We start from the raw sequence: 17147 nt of genomic DNA, 5'->3' as shown, positions 1-17147 counted from the left end.
CGGCATGGAAGGGCAGTTCAGACAGAACCGGTCCCGGGCCCCTTCGCACGGCGCAAGGGGTGGAGAAGGCTGGCGACGATCTCCCCGGTACGGGGGAAGGCCGCGGGATCGCCGAGCCCGACCGCGACCGGTTCGCGGCCGGGCCGCCAGGTGTAGCTGTCGAAGGCGTGGTCCCAGATCGACAGGTCCGAGCCGTAGTGGCCCGCCTCGGACAGGTCTGTGCTGTGGTGCAGTCGGTGTTGTTCGGGGCTGGCGAGCACATGGTTGAGCCGGCCGATGCGCACGTCGATGTTGGCGTGGATGAAATAGCCCTGGGCGGCCACGAAAAGGCCCACGACGAACACGGAGTCCCGGGAGAATCCGACCAGTGCCAGAGCCAGCTGAACGGTTCCCTGCGCGAGAACGATATCGAGGACGTGATTGACGCCGTTATTGGCGACATTGACTTTTTCCGGCACATGATGCACGCCGTGCAGTCGCCACAATATCGCATTGGTATGGCCGAGCCGGTGCACCAGATAGCTGGCGAGAGAACCGGTCAGCAATGCCGCCGGTATTTCTGCCCAGAGATTGAGATCCGACTCACTCGGCGACACCTCGGAGACCGCGACGGAGACCAGGTACTGTGCGAATGCACTGGACACCGCCGTCAGCACGAAATAGACCCCGTACCAGTACCATTCACCGGCATTCGGATGCCAGGACCGGCGGTGTGGAATCAGCCGTTCGAGGACGGTGAAATAGGAAATGACACCGAGCAGGAAGAGCGGGCTCACCCGGTCGGGGTCCCAGTCGAGGCACAGTGCCGTCGCAGCCACCGAAACCGCGCCCGCCAGCAGGAACGGGTACGCCGCCACACGCAGGACTGTGCGCATGGCGGGCACCGGAGCACCCTTCCCTCCGGCCCGACCGGCATCCGCCTCCGGATCACCGCCGGGCAGCGGTTCACGATTTTCCACTCACAGCACCTTTACGAAAGAAACCGGCACAGCGGAGTGCACTGGCCAGAAAATAGATACTGATTTACCGCATGCGGGCACACGGGACCGGCACACCGGTCAGCACGTGCCAGACGAAAGGAATATGCGCTGAAGCGCGAGAGGGATCGCCTGATGGACCCCACGGACCCGAGAACCCTCGTCGGGCCGGCCCGCTCTACTAACTTTTCCTCACTCGGCGGCCTCAACCGTCGAATTCAAGCCGCATGCTGACACCCGGCGACAGTCGTGGCGAGAATCGTCGACAAGGACCGGACCACTCGGTCCACCGGGGCCGCCCTGACCACCTCACCCACCCCGTCCATCCAGTCCACCATGAATATGAATTACTAGTAATACAGGCACAAGGAGGTCGACCGCCCACGAGGAGGTCGACCACCCAAAGGGGAGCTCAAGCCGCCAGGGGCCGGTCGTGCGGTGCGATCGGTGCCGGAAGCACCGTGGAGCCGGTCAGGTAGCGGTCCGTCGCGGCGGCGGCGGACCGTCCCTCCGCGATGGCCCACACCACCAGGGACTGGCCACGTCCCGCGTCACCTGCGATGAAGATCCCGCCCGTCCCGGGGCGGGCCGCCCGCCCGGACGGCTCCGCCGTCTCGGCCCGGAAGCAGGCGTTCCGGGCGAAGTTCCCCCGGCTGTCCAGGGTGAGTCCGAGCTGCCGCATCAGCCCCGTGCCGTGTTCGGGGCCGTAGAAGCCGAGGGCGAGCAGGACCAGATCCGCCGGGATCCCCCGCTCGGTCCCGGGGCACGGCCTCCTGGCCTGCGGCTCGACCTCCGCGAGGTGCAAGGCGTGCACTCGCCCGGTCCGGTCCCCCTCGAAGCGGAGGGTGGCCGAGGAGAAGACCCGGGGATCCGTACCCTCCCGCCCTCGGGCCTCCTCATGGGCATGGGAGATCCGGTAGACCTTCGGATAGACGGGCCAGGGCTCGCCCTCGGGACGGTCGCCGCCGGGCTCCGGGTTGATGTCCAACTGCACCACGGATGCGGCCCCCTGGCGCAGTGCGGTGCCCATGCAGTCCGATCCGGTGTCCCCTCCCCCGATGATCACCACACGCTTGCCCTCGGCGGTGACGGCCGGAGCTTCGCAGTCCCCCTCGGTGACCCGGTTGGCCAGGGTCAGATAGTCCATGGCCTGGTGGATACCGTGCAGTTCACGACCGGGTACGGGCAACTCCCGTTGTCCACGCGCGCCGACGGCGATGACGACCGCGTCGTTTCGCTCGGCGAGCTCGGCGGCGCCCATGTCGTTGCCGATGTCCACGCCCGTACGGAACTTGGTGCCCTCGGCCCGCATCTGCTCGATGCGGCGGTCCAGATGGCGCTTCTCCATCTTGAACTCGGGGATTCCGTAGCGCAGCAGTCCGCCGATGCGGTCGGCGCGCTCGTAGACGGCGACAGTATGGCCGATTCTGGCGAGCTGCTGCGCCGCGGCCAGGCCCGCCGGACCGGAGCCTACGACGGCGACGGTCTTCCCGCTGAGCCGCTCGGGCGGCCGCGGTGGAGCGTATCCGCGTTCCCAGATCTGGTCGGCGATGGCCTGCTCGACGTTCTTTATGGTCACCGGGTCGGCGTTGATGGCCAGCACACAGGCGTCCTCGCACGGGGCCGGGCACAGCCGTCCGGTGAACTCCGGGAAGTTGTTCGTCGCGTGCAGCCGCTCGGCCGCGGCCCGCCAGTCCTCCCGCCGGGCGTACGTGTTCCACTCCGGGATGAGGTTTCCCAGCGGGCAGCCGCTGTGGCAGAACGGGATGCCGCAGTCCATGCAGCGGCCGGCCTGCTCGGACACCAGGGGGAGCCGCGCCTGTCCCGCGTAGACCTCGTTCCAGTCGCTCAGCCGTTCCTGGACGGGGCGTGCCGGGACGGGCCGGCGGGGGAACTTGAGGAAGCCGTGTGGGTCGGTCATGGGGCCGCCTCCATCGCGCACTCGCGGTGCACAGGCGTTTTTGTCAGCGTACGCCTGCTTTGTTCCTCGGCCCACCATGCCGACGGGTCTCCACCGACGCGATCGCGGCCGTCACCAGCCCGCCGACCGACGGCGCATTACTGGTATGGACATGACCAAGCGCCCTGACTAATCTCGAAGTTGGTCTAGACCTAGTGGGGTGGAGCGCGCCCTCCCCACTCGTCACGCAGCGCCCCACACCTCCTCCAGGAGCGAAGCATGCGCAGAAAGATCACCTCGTTCGTCCTCGGCCTCGGCGTCGCCGGAGCCTCCTTCCTCGTCACCACGGGCAGCGCTCAGAGCCACGGCTACACCGACGCCCCGGTCAGCCGTCAGCAGCTCTGCGGCAACGGCACCGTGCGCAACTGCGGCCAGATCCAGTGGGAGCCACCGAGCGTCGAGGGCCCGAAGGGCTTCCCCGCCCGCGGCCCGGTCGACGGCACCATCTGCGCCGGCGGCAACGGCCGGTTCTCCGAGCTCGACGACCCGCGTGGCGGCGCCTGGCCCGCGACGAAGGTCACCGGCGGGCAGAGCTACACCTTCCGCTGGCGCATCGAGGCCCGGCACGCCACGACCGATTTCCGCTACTACATCACCAAGGACGGCTACGACCCCGCCAAGCCCCTCACCAGGGCCGACCTGGATCCGCAGCCGTTCCTGACGGTGCCCTTCGGCGGCCGTCTGCCGGGTTCCACCGTGACCCACGACGGGATCCTGCCGCAGAAGTCGGGCAAGCACCTGATCCTCGGCGTCTGGACGATCGCCGACACCGGCAACGCGTTCTACGCCTGCTCGGACGTCACCTTCTGATCCCGGTCCGCACCCGGTCGACTTCCGCTGCCCGGCACGGGGCCCACCCCGGGCAGCGGAGGTCGACCGGCGGCGCGCCGGGCCGCCGGACTCGTCAGCCGATGAGGGCCTCGGTGATCTGGCTGGTGGTCTGCGCGACGCCCCGGGGGTGCTCGGCGGCGTACGCGGTGTAGGCGGTCAGGCCGGTGGCCGGCGCCCAGCCACGCCTCCCTGGTCCAGGTCGCGTCGTCCACGCCCAGCACGTCGCGGAAGACGGCCCGGGTTCCGGTGGCATCAGGGTGAAGGCGACGGTCAGGTCGCAGGACGGGTCGCCGATGCCGAGTTCACCGAAGTCGATGACCGCGCCGAGACGGCCGTCGGTGGTCAGCAGGTTGCCGGTGTGGAGATCGCCGTGGAACCAGACCGGAGGGCGGTCCCATCCCGGCGCGCCGAGCGCCCCGTGCCTTGCCGCCTCCTTCCGGGCCTGCCCCATGGCCCCCGGATGGCGGGGCAGCCGGACGGAGAGTTCCTCGCCGGGCCGGTGGATCACATGATCCGAGCCGGCCCGGTCGAGCAGCTTCAGCGGCAGCCCCGCCCACTGGGGGAACTGTGTGTCGACCGTCACCGCCCGGGCCGTCACCTCCGTCCGGTCGCGACCGCTCCGGTCCGGCCCGCGCCGGTGCCGGCCGTGGTTGACACCGAAGAAGGAGTCGGTGGTGCGCTTCGGGTCGGGGCCGGGGTGCTGCACCGCGAAACCGGCGGTACGGGCCACCGGGGCCTCGTCCGCGACAGTGCCGTGAAGCGTCAATGTGTAGTAGCCGACCGGTGGTTCACCGGCGTCGACGGCGCCTTCGCGGGTGGCCGGGTCGATGGCGGCGTACCCTGCCGCACGGTGCGGTCCCGGTAGTCGCGGACGCTCCATGGCACCGAGCGGTCGCGGGCGGACAGGACTCCGAAGGTCGCCCGTTCGCCCGGGCCGTCGGCTGATCGGTTCCGGTGCCCGGTTCGACGCCGTGCTCTGCGGCAACGACCAGATAGCGCTGGGCGCGGAGTCCGTACTGCGGGAGTCGGGAAGGCGCGTGCCGGACGATGTCGCGCTGGTCGGCGTGGACAACTGGGAGTACGTGATCGGCGGTCGGAGCGCCCGCCATCTCACCACCGTGGACACGGGGTTGGCCGCGACGCCCCCGGAACACATGCCCACCCGTGCACACTGGTGGTCGGCGCGACGACGGCCGGACCTGGGCCGGAGGGCTGAGCCGGTCTGCCCGGCGGCCCCGCGCTCACTCTGCGGCGGCGAGCCGGGGAGCGGGCTGGACGGTCACGAGGGCGATGCCCCCGCAGCACACGGCAAGGAGCATCAGCTCGGCCGCGGAGGGGGCGGACGCGGTGCCGAGCGCCCAGTCGCCCAGTCGCACGGTGAAGGGAACGGCCAGTTGCACGGCGGCCGTGAAGACCGGCCCGCGGAACAGGATGAGCCGGTGCTGTACGAGGTAGGCGGGTGCGTACACGGCCGCGCCCAGCACGACCGTGCCGCCGATCGCGGCCGGGGTCGGCGGGTGGGAGATCAGCGCGGGCAGCGCCATCGGGAGCAGCAGGCAGGTGGCGGCCGCGAGCAGTACGGGCAGCACGGCGAGGGGCGGCAGTCCCGAGAGCCGCTGCCGGTACAGGAATCCGTACCCGGCGAAGGCCACGGTCGCCGCCGCGACCAGCAGCAGCCCCGGACCGTCCGCATCGCCCGCGTCCGCGCCGAGCGCCGCGTATCCGACGGCCGCCGCACAGGCGAGTACCGCCCCCGCCGCCTTGCGCGGCCCGGACCGTTCGCCGAAGAACAACGCGCCCACGGCCACCGAAGCGCACGGCATCAGCGCGACGACGAGATTGGTGAGCGAGGTCCCGATGCGCGGAATGGCGAGGAGGGTCCCTGCCGCGTACCCGGCGAAGCCGAGCAGTCCCAGCAGCCATACCGTGCCCGGCCTCGCGGCGGCCCGGCGCAGATCGGCCCTGCCCTCGGCGGTGGCCGCCGCGACGGCGGTGAGCACGAGACAGCACACCGCGGTGCGGCCCACGGCGACGATCAGGGGATCGGTCCCGGTGACCAGGGCGCCGGAGAGCAGCCACGTTCCGGCGAGCAGCAGTACGAGGACGGCCGGCATCGCTCGCCCTTTCCGTGGACGGTGGAGGAACGGGCGGCGGGCGCGGAGCCGTTCGCCCCCGCACGGCCACTTTCCTGCAGATGCCAACCATAACGACGGGGTCGCCTCCACCGGGTCATGCGGTCCGCTCGACGCCGTCACTCCGGCCAGGCCGAATCCAGGATGGTGTCCACGAAGTCGCCCCGCTCGAACCGGGGCACGTAACGCGCCAGTACATCGGCCTTCACATTGCCGAACGTCGTCTCCGGCTTGGGTTCGATGCCTTCGGTGAAGGCCCTGAGAATGCGCCGCTTGAAGTCGGGGCGGGGGTGCAGGGCGACGATCGCCGCGCGGTCCGCCTCGCTGATGTCGTCGTACCCGATGCCCAGTACGTCGTACTCCACCCCCGCAGTCACCAGTGCGACCTCCGGCTCCATGAACGACGGGATCCCCGGCGTCGTGTGGAGCGCGATCGCCGTCCAGACGCGGCGGATGCTGTCCTCGGGCACACCCCGGCTCTGCAGGAACCGCCGCGCCTCGTCGGCGCTGTCCACCTCGAACCGGCGCCCGCTGGCACGGAACTCCTCGTTGAGGCCGAGATCGTGGAACATGGCCGCGACGTAGAGCAGTTCCGGGTCGAAGCTCAGCCCCCTGTTGTGTCCTTGGAGACCGCCGAAGAAATAGACGCGGCGGGAGTGGTGGTAGATCAGGTCGTCGGTGGTGTCCCGCACCAACTGGGTGGCGGCTGAGGTCAGTTCGGTGTCGGGAACCGTCACGGTGGTGGGGGCGGGGAGATCGGCGCTGCCGGCCATGGGAACTCCTTCGGCGTAAGGGACCTGTCGAATCGGACGTGAGCGACTTCGGCGCACCGGACTTCGGCGCACGGGGCTCCCTGCGGCCCCGGTTCACGGACGGGATCCGGGTGGTGCCGTGCGTGGAAGTCCACCGTCGGCCACGTCCCGGTCCGCGAGGGAGAGATGGAGGTGGGCCAGGTCGTGCGGGACCGGTCCGTCGGGTCGGAAGAGCGGTGCGCTCGTCCCGTCGGCCGCAGTGGCCGGAGCGTCGGTGAGACGCAGGCGGGTGCGCAGCCGTCCGTAGAAGTCGTGCGGGCCGAGCCTGATGACGCGGAGGCGGTGCGGTGACGCGTACACCCCGATCCAGTCCCCGGCGTCCAGTACGCCGCGCAGCTGGCCGTCGATGGTCACCGCGCCCTGCCCAGAGTGCGGCAGGACCCGGACGGCGATCGGTTCATCGGCCGCGGCGACGACGGTGCGGTCGAAGGTCATGTGCGCCGCCACGGGCGTGAAGAGGACGGCGTCCATGCGTGGCGAGACCACCGGACCGCCTGCGGCGAAGCTGTAGGCGGTCGAGCCGGTGGGGGTGGCCATGATGACCGCGTCGGCCGAGTACGAGGCAAGAAGCCGTCCACCGATGTAGACGCCGAGGCTGACCTGCCGGTCGCGGGCGAGCTTCTCCACTACGACGTCGTTGAGCGCGGTGACGTCCAGGGCCACGCCCCAGTCCTCCGCCCCGGCCTCCGCTTCGAGGTCGACGTGCGGGGGCGGCAGCATCGGGCGTCGTCCGTAGGCCATCAGGGCGTCGATGTCCTTGGGCACTTCGAGTACACGGGAGGCCCGCATGGTCAGGGTCATGCGCTCCTCGACCGCCGCCCGGCCCCGGTGGACGGCGTCGAGCGCCCGGACCACGTCCTTCGCCGGGACCTCGGTGAGGAAGCCGACGCGGCCCAGGTCGATCCCGAGGACCGCACCGTCGTTCTTGGCGGCGATCCGGGCGCCGCGCAGGAACGTCCCGTCGCCGCCGAGCGTCACGATGAGATCGGGATTGCCCGCGACATCGGCTTCCTCGCGCCCGCCGCGCCTGCGCTCGTCGTCGCGCCACACGTCGATGTCCGTGCAGGGAATGCCCTCGCGGGCGCACCAGTCGCGTACGACGCCCGCCGCGACGACGGCCTCGGGACGGCCCTGGTGTACGACGACTCCGACCCGTGCCACGCTCATCCCGCTCCGACTCCCCGTGTTGTGACGACGGCCTGTCCTCACCCCACTGTGCGGGAGTCGGGGGTGGGTCCGCCCGTCGTCGGGCCGTCACGGCGCCCGGTCGGGCGATCCGGCCCGCGCCGGCGGCCCGGCCGGACACGTGTCCGGCCCGCCTGGGGATGGTCTTTGCCGACGGGCCGGGCACGGCACGGAACACGTCCGGGTCAGGACTGCGCGTCCTCCGGAATGCTGACCAGCCAGCGGGTCTCCTTGCGGGGCCGCAGGTAGAACGCCCAGTAGAGCGTGGCGACCGCCGTGATCCCGCCGGTCCACAGCAGGTACTCGGTCTCCTGCTGGGTCAGGATGTACGCCAGTACGGCGATCAGCAGGACCGGGACGGCGGGCCAGAGCGGCATGCGCCAGGCCGGCGCCTCGCGGTGGGCACCGCGGCGGCAGAGCAGTGCGGCGACGGCGACCAGCAGGTACATCGCGGTGACGGAGACTCCGGTGACGCCGTACAGGGTGTCGAGGTTGACGAAGCAGAGCGCCGCGCCGGGAACGCCGACGACCAGGGTCGCGACCCACGGGGACCCGAAGCGGCCGAGCCGGGACAGGGCGTTGTTGACCGGCCCGGGCCAGGCCTTGTCACGGGCGGAGGCGAACAGCACCCGCGAGTTCTGGATGACCATCACGATGCCCGCGTTGATGATCGCGAGGGCGACGCAGAGGCTGACGAAGGTCCCGACGGCCGAGTTGGACCAGGCGGCGACCATGGTGTTGAGGTCGCCCGAGGTCAGTGCCGCCAGGTCGGGGGCGCCCAGCGTGATGGCGATGACCGGGACGAGGATGACCGCCGTGGAGATGGCGAGGGTGGCGAGCACGGTGCGGGCCACGTTGCGCCGCGGGTTCTCCAGCTCCTCCGAGAGGTAGACGGCCGTGGAGAAGCCCTGGGTGATGAAGAGCGCGATGGCGAGCCCGGAGACCACCATCATCGCGGTGACGGTCGAACTCCCGCCGCCCGACGAGGCGACCGAGCCGTGCACCAGTGCCGAGGCGCCGCGCTCGGAGTGCGCGAAGCCGAGCACGGCGACGACGGCCGCCGCGATCACTTCGAGGACGAGGAAGATGCCGGTGATCCACGCGTTGGCACGCAGGTCCAACAGACCGGCGAGGGTGGCGAGCACCATGACGCCGGCGCCCGCGACGGAGGCCGGGATGTGCACGACGGGAGCGAGGTAGTCGGCCGTTCCCATGGCGATGACCGGGGGCACGATCATCACGACCAGCAGCGAGAGCACGAAGACGAGCCACCCGGCGAGCCGCCCCGCCATGGTCGACACCATGGCGTACTCACCCCCGGCGCTCGGAATGAGCGTGCCCAGTTCCGAGTAGCAGAAGGCGACCGCGATACAGAGCAGCGAGCCGATGGCGATGGTGAGGGCGGTGTACGTGCCGAGGCTGGAGAACAGGTCCGGTACGACCACGAAGAGGGTCGATGCGGGCGTCACGCAGGAGAGCGTGAGCAGTGTTCCGCCCACGACGCCGATGGAACGCTTGAGCTTCTGTGGAGTGGGGCCGGTCGCTGGTGCGAGCGCCTGGGGAGCGCTGAGCGTTTCGGTCATCGTGCGGTTCCGATCGACAGGTGCGGTGTTCGAGCACGGGAGCGCTATCGCCTCCAGACGAGGACGTGGTGAGTGGTTTCGTCGCTCCCAGCGCGACATGCAATCCTGACGTGATCCGCAGGTCAATAGGTGTTCACCTTCGGAATTCGTTGCCCCGAGGGGGCGATTCGACGATTTGGCGCTAACAACGCGTCAATGCATGAGGATCGGTGGGTGCGGGAACCGCAGCCGGGCCCGGTGGAAAGTTTCGCCCATTTCCAGCATCCGGAAGGGCGGGGCTGCCTGACCGGGACCGAAGCGCGGGGCTCACGGGTCGCGCAACCGCTGTCGTGGTGCCAGCCTGGAGTCATGGCTTGGGCGTCGTGGACGACTTGCGGTGTGTTCTCGGGACGCGGTGGCGTGCTCACGGACGAGGTCGGTGTGCTGTCCGGAGACCTGACCGTTCACACGACCTGGGCGGATGACTCGGCCCAGGTCACTGTGCAGTACACCGGTGCGATCGACTGGTTCACCATGTCGGGCAGCCCGGTGCGGTGCTGTTCGGAGGAGGACAGCCGCAGCCTGCACGCCGCGGCGGTGCAGGCTGTCCGGGGCGGGGAGGCGGCGACCGTTCCCGTACTGCCCCGCCGCGAACCACGGCGGCAGGCGGCGGAACCCGCCCAGGAGTGACGGAGCCCGGCATCACCCCGGGGCGTCGCGGCCACACCCCTCATCGGAGCCTGAGTCACGGAGGGCTGCGGCAACCAGCCCCGAGATATCGTCCCTCGGTACTCCCCCGCCGCCCACCAGCCGGTCGAAGACCAGCCCGTCCACACAGGCCAGCAGCGTGAGCGTGCGGCTCTCGGCGTCGGCCACCCCCCGCGCACGCAGGAAAGCCCGCACTGCCTCACGAGCCGCGTTCTCCCGCGGCACAAGAATCTCGCGCAGCTCCGGGTGGCGCACGCTCTCGACCGCGCACGCGTAGCGGGCGAGCGACCGCTGCCGCCCCGTTCCGGTCAGCCGCCGCTCGACGAAACCGGCGAGCCCGTCCGTCAGTTCACCGGCGTCGCGCATCACCGGCGCCCGCTCGCCGGCCGCCTGGAGTTCCGCCTGGTCGTGCGCGACGAGCCGTCTGACGAGCGCGGTGAGCAGGGCCTGACGGGTGCGGAAGTACGCCGAGGTGGTGCCGGGCGGCAGCTCGGCCGCCCGGTCCACGGCCCGGTGGGTCAGGCCCCGCATCCCCTCCTCGGCCAGCACCTGGATGGCGGCATCGGCCAGGACGGTCCGTCGATCTGTGCTCATGCCCCCTTTCTACACCTGTAGAGACGGCGTAGTACGCTCCTTCTACAGCTGTAGAAGGTCGGGGCAGGGCGCGAGGAGGGACTCGGCATGGGTAACGGTGCGGTGGTTGTCGGCGGCGGCATCGGCGGGCTGGCCGCCGCGATCGGGCTCCGGCTCGTCGGCTGGGAGGTGACGGTCGTCGAACGTGCCCGCACCCTCGACGACGCGGGCGCGGGCATCTCCCTGCACGCCAACGGCTTGCGCGCGCTGGACGCCCTCGGTGTCGGCGCGGCAGTGCGCGCGGCCGCGCGGCCCCAGTACACCGGTGGCACCCGCACCCCGGACGGCCGCCTGCTGGCGCGCATGGACGGTGCCGCGCTGGAACGCGAGCTGGGGACCCCGATCGTGGGCATCCCCCGGACCGGGCTGCACCGCCTGCTGCGCGCGGCCCTGCCTCCCGAGTCCCTGGTCATCGGGGCCGAGGTGACGTCCGTCGACCGGTCCGACGCCTCGCGGGTGCGGCTGGCCGCCGGTGACACCCGGCTGGAGGCGGATCTGGTCGTGGCCGCCGACGGGATCGGCAGCCGGTTGCGCGGCCTGCTCTTCCCGGGGCACCCCGGTCCGGCCCACAGCGGCTCGACGGTGCTGCGCGCCATCACCGAGTCGCCGGTCGACCTGCGTACCGACTTCGAGCTGACCTGGGGACCGGGGGCCGAGTTCGGTCACATCGCCTTCGCCGACGGCAGGGCCGAGTGGCACGCGGTGCTCAACGCTCCCGCCGGTGTGCGCCATCGGGACCCGTTGGCGGAGGTCCGCCGCCGGTTCGACGGCTGGCACGACCCCATTCCCGCCCTGCTGGCGGCGACCCGGCCCGATGCCGTCCTGCACCATGACGTCCACGAGCTGGTCGTCCCGCTTCCCTCCTACGTGGTGGGCCGGGTGGCACTGCTCGGTGATGCCGCGCACGCCATGACCCCGAATCTCGGCCAGGGGGCCTGCCAGGCACTGGAGGACGCGGCAACACTGGCCGCCGCGCTGTCCGGCGAAGCGACCGTCGAGTCGGCGCTCGGCCGCTACGACGCGGAGCGCCGGCCCCGCAGCCAGTCGGTCGCGCGGGCCGCGCGGCAGGCCGGCCGGATGGGCCAGCAGCTGTCCCACCCGGCGGCCGTCGCGCTGCGCAACGCGGCGTTGCGTCTCGCACCGTCCCGTGTCACGGTCCGCACGATCCTCCGCCACGCCGACTGGACACCCCCGAGGCTGGGCTGACCTCGGGACGGAGCACCCGGCCGTGCGGCGGCGGTGTCGCGTACGTCAGTAGGCCCCGAAGACGTTGTCGATGGAGCCGTACCTGGCGGCCGCGTAATTGCACGCTGCCGTGATGTTGGCGACCGGGTCGTAGCTGTCCATCGAGGTCCCGGGCACGTGGTAGGCCCGGAACGTCGGATCGATGATCTGGAGGAGACCCTTGGACGGCGTCCCGGCGGCGGCGTTCGAGTCCCAGTTGTTGATGGCCCGGGGGTTGCCGGACGACTCGCGCATGATGTTGCGGTGGATGCTGTCGTAGCTGCCCGGGATGTTGTGCTCGGCCATGACGGCCAGCGACTCCTTGATCCAGCCGTCCAGATCGTTGGTGTACGTCGCGGACTGCGCAGCCGGTGCGGTGGCGGCGAACTGCGCCGGAGCCGCCGAGGCTGTGTGGGCACCGAGCAGCGGCAGCAGGAGGGCGGCGGCGCCGGTGCCCACGGCGATGAAACCGCGGGTCAGCGGGGTGGACTTGCGACGACGGTACGTACCCGTTGCGGACATGGTGGATTCCTCTCCGTCGCCTGCGAGGTGAGCTGTCGGGTTCAGGCTGGAGATGCCTGGCCGCACACGATCGCGGCTTCACCCCGAGCCGTTCCGGATTCCGGACCGGCGGCTTACCTGGGTTCCCCGCTCCTGCCGTACATGGGTGGTCGGATGGCCGGACGGCGGCAGGATTCGGCGTTCCGTCCGGATTGACGGTGACCGTAGGCGAGAAAAGCCGAACGGGACAAGACCCCAATTTCCGAATGCAATTCACCCACAAGATCGATTAACGGGAATTTCGGTAATCCACCTCACACCGCAGGACCCACTCCCCTTGCGCGGAAAGGGAACCGGTTCACGGGACGCGGCATCCCGCGGGCTGAACGTGACTCGCGCCACGAATTCACAAAAGCGGGCATTTCACCCAGCGACCGCCAAGGCCCGGTGACATTGCCTTTCCGCCCCCTGGTCGTTACAGTTTCGATGTCCTGTTGTCTCCGATTGAGGTGGACGTTGCGCATCTGAGGTTCGCGAACATCACGCCGTACGGCTTTGCCCGTACGCCCGTCACGCAGTAGCAGTGCTGCGCACTGCCCGTGACCCCGCGTGGATGCGACCTCGGTGCATGAGCCGTCCCTCGATCTTCAGGACCGCCGTATCTCCTTCCGCTGCCCGGTCGCCGCGTGGTGCTCGCATACGAAGCCCCCTTCACTGCGCTTGCGAATGCGAGGAACACCCATGGCGACACCCACCACCCCCCACGCCTCCCTCACCTGCTCGGCCCTGACCTTCCGGTGGCCGGACGGCACCACCGTCCTCGACGGGCTCTCGCTCAGCATCGGCCGGGGGCGCGTCGGGCTCGTCGGCACCAACGGTGCGGGCAAGTCCACCCTGCTACGACTGCTCGCCGGTCAACTGCGCCCGTCCCAGGGGTCGGTGACCGTCGGCGGCAGTCTCGCCCACCTTCCGCAGAACATCACCCTCGACACCACACTTCGGGTGGACCGGGCCCTGGGCATCGCCGAGCAGCGCAATGCGCTGCGCGCCATCGAGGCCGGGAATGTCGACGAGAAACACTTCGAGACGATCGGCGACGACTGGGACGTCGAGGAACGGGCCCTGGCGACACTGGGATCGCTCGGCCTCGGCGACATCGAACTCGACCGCACCTTGGGGCAGTTGTCCGGAGGGGAGACCGTTCTGCTCCGGCTGGCCGCGCTGCTGCTGGAACGCCCCGACGTCCTGCTCCTGGACGAGCCCACCAACAACCTCGATGTGTTCGCGCGCCGCAGGCTCTACGAAGCCGTCGACTCCTGGCGCTCGGGCGTACTGGTCGTGGTCAGCCACGACCGGGAACTGCTGGAGCGCGTCGACCGCATCGCCGAACTGCGCACCGGTTCGGTGAACTGGTACGGCGGCGGCTGGTCGGCGTACGAGGAGGCCGTGGCAGCCGAACAGGAGGCCGCCGGGCGGATGTTGCGGGCGGCGGAGGCCGATGTGCGCCGCCAGAAGCGTGAACTGCAGGAGACCCAGGTGAAGCTGGCCCGGCGCCAGAAGAACGGCCGGAAGGCGGAGGCCGAGGGCGGCCTCCCGAAGATCCTGGCGGGCCGCCGGAAGCGATCGGCACAGGAGTCGGCGGGCAGGCTTCGCGGCGTCCACGAGGAGCGTCTCGGCGAGGCGCGCGAACGCCGGGAGGAGGCCGCCGACGCGATCCGCGACGACGCCGAGATCCGCGTGAGCCTCCCGCACACGGCGGTGCCCACCGGGCGCACCGTGCTGAGCCTGAACGGGCTGCGCCCCCGGTTCGGCAGGCTGCGCGAGGGAACGCTCCAGGTGAACGGGCCGGAGCGCATCGCGCTCGTCGGCCGCAACGGCGCCGGTAAGACGACGCTGCTGCGCACGCTCACCGGTGAGCTGGCCCCGTTGTCCGGCGATGCCAAAACCTTCGTACCGGCGCGGTTCCTACCGCAGCGGCTCGATGTGCTGGACGACGGACTGAGTGTCGCGGCGAACGTGGCCCGGATGGCGCCCGGCGTCACCGACAACCACATCCGCGCCCAGCTCGCACGCTTCCTCTTCCAGGGCAAGCGCGCGGAACAGCCGGCGGGCACACTGTCGGGCGGCGAACGCTTCCGTGCCGCCCTCGCGGCGACGATGCTCGCCGCACCGGCCCCGCAGCTGCTGATGATGGACGAACCGACCAACAACCTCGACATCGCCAGTGTGCGACAGCTGACCGGTGCGCTCGACTCCTACGAGGGCGCACTCCTGATCGCCAGTCACGACCTGGCCTTCCTCGAATCGGTCGGTGTCACCAGGTGGCTGCTGGTCGGGGAGGAGCTGCGGGAGACCGGCGCGGAGGAGGTGGCCGAACTGCTGCGCGCCCCGATCGGTTGATGGCGGGGCTGTCGGCCTCGTGCGCCTCACAGCCGCCGGACGCGCAGCACGCCGGTCAGCATCGGGAGGGTGAATTCGCCGCGGGCGGTCTCAGGCCTGCTTGCGAGGAAGGCGCGGATCCGGCCCAGCAAGGCCTCTCGCTCCTCTGCCGGCATGACGAGCACCCCCGCCCGCGTCGCGATGGTCGCGACGAGGGAGTCGGCGGTGCGGTGCTGCCCGTGCGGGAACCCGGTCTGCTCCGGGGAGCCGAACCGGGCGGCCTCGCCGGTCTTGGGGAGGTGCATGTCCGCCGTCTCGGCGCGCCAGCTGGTGGGCGTGTCCCTCGGGCCGATGGCCGCGCTCCCGCCGACCCGTGCCAGCCCGGCAACCCACTCGACCCGGTCGTCCATCAGGTTCCACAGGCCGGCCAGGATGCCGCCGGGTGCGAGGACCCTGGCGATCTCGGGTCCCGCGACGGCCATGTCGAACCAGTGCATGGCGTTGCCGGCCAGCACGGCATCGACGGAGGCGTCCGGCAGCGGGATCGACTCGGCGCTGCCCTGCAGGGCACGGACGGCCGGAAGCGAACGGCGCAGCTCGGCCAGCATCGCCGGGTCGGGCTCGACCGCGATCACTTCGGCACCCATCGCGGCCAGGGTGGCGGTGAGTTTGCCGGTTCCGGCGCCGAGGTCGAGCACGCGTGGGCCGGGCGCGGGTTCAAGCGCCCAGCCCACCGCGTCCTGGACGTAGTCCGGGCGGTGCTCGGCGTACGCGACCGCCGCCGTGCCGAACGACGAGGCGTGAAGCAACTGTTCGTCACGATCCATGCGGTCACGCTAACCGCGCTGTCGGCGGGTCGGCCATCCCCTTGCCGCAAGTCCGGCAGCGGCGCCGGAGGCCGCCGGCCGAACGGCTGTCTGTGGGACGTGCCCGTACCGGCCGGACCGGGAGAAGGGGTGCGGGCCTTCGTACGCCGGCGGCCCGCACCCCTGCCGGGGTCAGAGCCTGTCGATGATCTTGTTCATCTGCTCGATCTCGGCGGTCTGGGCCGTGACGACGGCACCGGCGAGCTTCTTCGCGTCGGCGTTGTCGCCGTTCTTCTGCTCGTCCTCGGCCATGGTGACGGCGCCCTGGTGGTGCCCGATCATGAGCTGGGCGAACTTCTTGTCGAAGTCCTTGCCCTTGGCGGCCGCCAGATCACTCATGTCCTTGCCGGACATCATTCCGGGCATCGCCGAGCCGTGATCCATCCCGGGCATGGCACCCATCGAGGACGAGGGCAGCGGCTTGCCCCACGACTTCAGCCAGCCCTTCATCGTGTCGATCTCGGGGTCCTGGGCCTTCTCGATCGCGGTGGCCAGCTTCTTGATCTCGGGGTCGGCAGCGCGGCCGTCGGCCAGCTTCGCCATCTCGATGGCCTGCTCGTGGTGCGGAATCATCTGCTGCGCGAACTCCACGTCGGCGTCGTTGAACCCGGCGCCGGGGGTGGCCGGTGCGGAGGCGCCGGCCGAGCCGTGGGCCATGCCGGGCATGGACGAACCGTCGGACTTCGAGCCGTCGGAGGAGCCGCAGGCGGTCAATGCCAGAGCGAGGGCGGCGACGGTGCCGGCGGCCGCGAGGGTGCGACGGCGGGCGGCGGAGCAGCGGGAAGCGGACATCAGAGGTTCTTTCCAGGTGGTTGCGCCACGTCCGTGGCGCGCGGATGGGGCAGGTTCGTCCAACCGGTCCGACCTCGAAGGGCCGTGGACCGGCGGATCCCTGTCACGTCCGCGCGATGCACACCTGGAGCAGCAGCCCCCTGCCGGCCGACGGCGGTCCCCGCCGGGCCGGTCCGCGTACAGCCGTACGGCGCCCGGAGAGTGCCTGAACCGCCACGAGCGCCAGGCCCAGCGACATCAGCAGCGGCAGCACCCGGTCACGGGCATGGGTGAATACGCACGACTCGCCGTTCATCGCGGGCATGGCTGCAGCCACCTGAGCGGAACCGTGCCCGGCCCCCATGGCCGAGTGGCCGGCGGTCGCCTGCATGGACCCTGGCGCGGGTGCGGCCGCCGTGACGGTCATCGCGTCGTGGCAGCCCTCCGCGGCGCTCGCGGGCGCTCCGTGCATGAGGAACAGCCCGAGCAGGACGGCACAGAGCACGAGCAGCCGGGACGTTCCCGGTGCGCGTGTCCGTCCGCGTTCCACGGCTGCCTCGATTGCTCGCTCGTACAGGTCGACGGGTCCTGCGGTGCTTGCCAGAC

Annotated in this window: 15 protein-coding genes, 2 pseudogenes and 1 riboswitch; of the genes and pseudogenes, 5 read left to right on the top strand and 12 right to left on the bottom strand. The window is 70.7% G+C overall.

The window, feature by feature from the left end; genetic code table 11:
• Positions 1-17: 17 nt before the first annotated feature.
• The gene (locus ACFYY7_RS12545; protein WP_388660513.1) at positions 18-959 is read right to left on the bottom strand and encodes a sterol desaturase family protein; all 942 of its coding nucleotides are present in this window, start codon (positions 957-959) and stop codon (positions 18-20) included.
• A gap of 430 nt (positions 960-1389) precedes the next feature.
• Positions 1390-2898, bottom strand: a complete 1509-nt coding sequence (locus ACFYY7_RS12540; protein ID WP_388660511.1) for a glutamate synthase subunit beta — start codon at positions 2896-2898, stop codon at positions 1390-1392.
• Between the two features lie 258 nt (positions 2899-3156).
• On the opposite strand from ACFYY7_RS12540, the gene ACFYY7_RS12535 reads away from it, so the two are divergent.
• Entirely contained in the window at positions 3157-3747 is a 591-nt protein-coding gene (locus ACFYY7_RS12535; RefSeq protein WP_388660508.1) for a lytic polysaccharide monooxygenase, read from the top strand.
• 94 nt (positions 3748-3841) lie between these two features.
• Here the strand turns inward: ACFYY7_RS12535 and ACFYY7_RS12530 are convergent.
• Positions 3842-4366, bottom strand: a pseudogene (locus ACFYY7_RS12530) (phosphotransferase).
• Positions 4367-4595: 229 nt separating this feature from the next.
• On the opposite strand from ACFYY7_RS12530, the pseudogene ACFYY7_RS12525 reads away from it, so the two are divergent.
• Positions 4596-4883 (top strand): annotated as a pseudogene (locus ACFYY7_RS12525) (substrate-binding domain-containing protein); the annotation flags it as partial.
• Between the two features lie 126 nt (positions 4884-5009).
• Here ACFYY7_RS12525 and ACFYY7_RS12520 read toward each other — a convergent pair.
• The 4 genes from ACFYY7_RS12520 to ACFYY7_RS12505 all read right to left on the bottom strand — a co-directional run bounded on the left by ACFYY7_RS12520 (position 5010) and on the right by ACFYY7_RS12505 (position 9480).
• Complete coding sequence (locus tag ACFYY7_RS12520) at positions 5010-5882, bottom strand: EamA family transporter (protein ID WP_388660505.1); 873 nt, start codon at positions 5880-5882, stop codon at positions 5010-5012.
• A gap of 137 nt (positions 5883-6019) precedes the next feature.
• Positions 6020-6673, bottom strand: coding sequence for an HD domain-containing protein (locus ACFYY7_RS12515; RefSeq protein ID WP_266727148.1), 654 nt, complete (start codon positions 6671-6673; stop codon positions 6020-6022).
• A gap of 93 nt (positions 6674-6766) precedes the next feature.
• Positions 6767-7879, bottom strand: coding sequence for an NAD(+)/NADH kinase (locus tag ACFYY7_RS12510; protein ID WP_388660502.1), 1113 nt, complete (start codon positions 7877-7879; stop codon positions 6767-6769).
• 203 nt (positions 7880-8082) lie between these two features.
• Positions 8083-9480, bottom strand: coding sequence for an APC family permease (locus ACFYY7_RS12505; protein WP_388660499.1), 1398 nt, complete (start codon positions 9478-9480; stop codon positions 8083-8085).
• 348 nt (positions 9481-9828) lie between these two features.
• Between ACFYY7_RS12505 and ACFYY7_RS12500 the strand changes: the two genes are divergently transcribed.
• Positions 9829-10149 (top strand): hypothetical protein, encoded by a 321-nt coding sequence (locus ACFYY7_RS12500; protein WP_351251897.1) that lies wholly within the window; start codon positions 9829-9831, stop codon positions 10147-10149.
• 12 nt (positions 10150-10161) lie between these two features.
• Here the strand turns inward: ACFYY7_RS12500 and ACFYY7_RS12495 are convergent, their stop codons facing one another.
• A complete protein-coding gene (locus ACFYY7_RS12495) occupies positions 10162-10761 on the bottom strand; it encodes a TetR/AcrR family transcriptional regulator (protein WP_388660496.1) in 600 nt (199 codons plus the stop codon).
• 87 nt (positions 10762-10848) lie between these two features.
• Between ACFYY7_RS12495 and ACFYY7_RS12490 the strand changes: the two genes are divergently transcribed.
• A complete protein-coding gene (locus ACFYY7_RS12490; RefSeq protein WP_388660494.1) occupies positions 10849-12006 on the top strand; it encodes an FAD-dependent monooxygenase in 1158 nt (385 codons plus the stop codon).
• Between the two features lie 45 nt (positions 12007-12051).
• Here ACFYY7_RS12490 and ACFYY7_RS12485 read toward each other — a convergent pair whose 3' ends face one another.
• The gene (locus ACFYY7_RS12485) at positions 12052-12546 is read right to left on the bottom strand and encodes a transglycosylase SLT domain-containing protein (RefSeq protein WP_388660491.1); all 495 of its coding nucleotides are present in this window, start codon (positions 12544-12546) and stop codon (positions 12052-12054) included.
• Between the two features lie 4 nt (positions 12547-12550).
• Positions 12551-12736, bottom strand: a riboswitch (cyclic di-AMP (ydaO/yuaA leader).
• Positions 12737-13266: 530 nt separating this feature from the next.
• Between ACFYY7_RS12485 and ACFYY7_RS12480 the strand changes: the two genes are divergently transcribed.
• Positions 13267-14925 (top strand): ABC-F family ATP-binding cassette domain-containing protein, encoded by a 1659-nt coding sequence (locus ACFYY7_RS12480; RefSeq protein ID WP_388660488.1) that lies wholly within the window; start codon positions 13267-13269, stop codon positions 14923-14925.
• Between the two features lie 26 nt (positions 14926-14951).
• On the opposite strand, the gene ACFYY7_RS12475 is transcribed toward ACFYY7_RS12480, so the two are convergent.
• The 3 genes from ACFYY7_RS12475 to ACFYY7_RS12465 all read right to left on the bottom strand — a co-directional run bounded on the left by ACFYY7_RS12475 (position 14952) and on the right by ACFYY7_RS12465 (position 17091).
• A complete protein-coding gene (locus ACFYY7_RS12475) occupies positions 14952-15731 on the bottom strand; it encodes a class I SAM-dependent methyltransferase (protein ID WP_388660485.1) in 780 nt (259 codons plus the stop codon).
• A 171-nt stretch (positions 15732-15902) separates the two neighbouring features.
• Positions 15903-16562 carry a DUF305 domain-containing protein gene (locus ACFYY7_RS12470; protein ID WP_388660483.1) on the bottom strand — a complete coding sequence of 220 codons (660 nt, stop codon included), beginning with the start codon at positions 16560-16562 and terminating at the stop codon, positions 15903-15905.
• A 103-nt stretch (positions 16563-16665) separates the two neighbouring features.
• Entirely contained in the window at positions 16666-17091 is a 426-nt protein-coding gene (locus ACFYY7_RS12465) for a hypothetical protein (RefSeq protein ID WP_388660480.1), read from the bottom strand.
• Positions 17092-17147 lie beyond the last annotated feature (56 nt).

The organism is Streptomyces sp. NPDC001933, assembly GCF_042890955.1.
Lineage (GTDB): Bacteria > Actinomycetota > Actinomycetes > Streptomycetales > Streptomycetaceae > Streptomyces.
The sequence above is the reverse complement of the archived record's forward strand: the minus strand, read 5'-3'. Positions and strand labels throughout refer to the sequence as shown.

Excerpts from the sequence above, each read along its gene's own strand:
- ACFYY7_RS12495 (WP_388660496.1), bottom strand. The coding sequence starts at position 10,761 with ATGAGCACAGATCGACGGACCGTCCTGGCCGATGCCGCCATCCAGGTG.
- ACFYY7_RS12540 (WP_388660511.1), bottom strand. The coding sequence starts at position 2,898 with ATGACCGACCCACACGGCTTCCTCAAGTTCCCCCGCCGGCCCGTCCCG.
- ACFYY7_RS12475 (WP_388660485.1), bottom strand. The coding sequence starts at position 15,731 with ATGGATCGTGACGAACAGTTGCTTCACGCCTCGTCGTTCGGCACGGCG.
- ACFYY7_RS12485 (WP_388660491.1), bottom strand. The coding sequence starts at position 12,546 with ATGTCCGCAACGGGTACGTACCGTCGTCGCAAGTCCACCCCGCTGACC.
- ACFYY7_RS12520 (WP_388660505.1), bottom strand. The coding sequence starts at position 5,882 with ATGCCGGCCGTCCTCGTACTGCTGCTCGCCGGAACGTGGCTGCTCTCC.
- ACFYY7_RS12500 (WP_351251897.1), top strand. The coding sequence starts at position 9,829 with ATGGCTTGGGCGTCGTGGACGACTTGCGGTGTGTTCTCGGGACGCGGT.
- ACFYY7_RS12535 (WP_388660508.1), top strand. The coding sequence starts at position 3,157 with ATGCGCAGAAAGATCACCTCGTTCGTCCTCGGCCTCGGCGTCGCCGGA.
- ACFYY7_RS12515 (WP_266727148.1), bottom strand. The coding sequence starts at position 6,673 with ATGGCCGGCAGCGCCGATCTCCCCGCCCCCACCACCGTGACGGTTCCC.
- ACFYY7_RS12505 (WP_388660499.1), bottom strand. The coding sequence starts at position 9,480 with ATGACCGAAACGCTCAGCGCTCCCCAGGCGCTCGCACCAGCGACCGGC.
- ACFYY7_RS12510 (WP_388660502.1), bottom strand. The coding sequence starts at position 7,879 with ATGAGCGTGGCACGGGTCGGAGTCGTCGTACACCAGGGCCGTCCCGAG.
- ACFYY7_RS12480 (WP_388660488.1), top strand. The coding sequence starts at position 13,267 with ATGGCGACACCCACCACCCCCCACGCCTCCCTCACCTGCTCGGCCCTG.
- ACFYY7_RS12490 (WP_388660494.1), top strand. The coding sequence starts at position 10,849 with ATGGGTAACGGTGCGGTGGTTGTCGGCGGCGGCATCGGCGGGCTGGCC.
- ACFYY7_RS12470 (WP_388660483.1), bottom strand. The coding sequence starts at position 16,562 with ATGTCCGCTTCCCGCTGCTCCGCCGCCCGCCGTCGCACCCTCGCGGCC.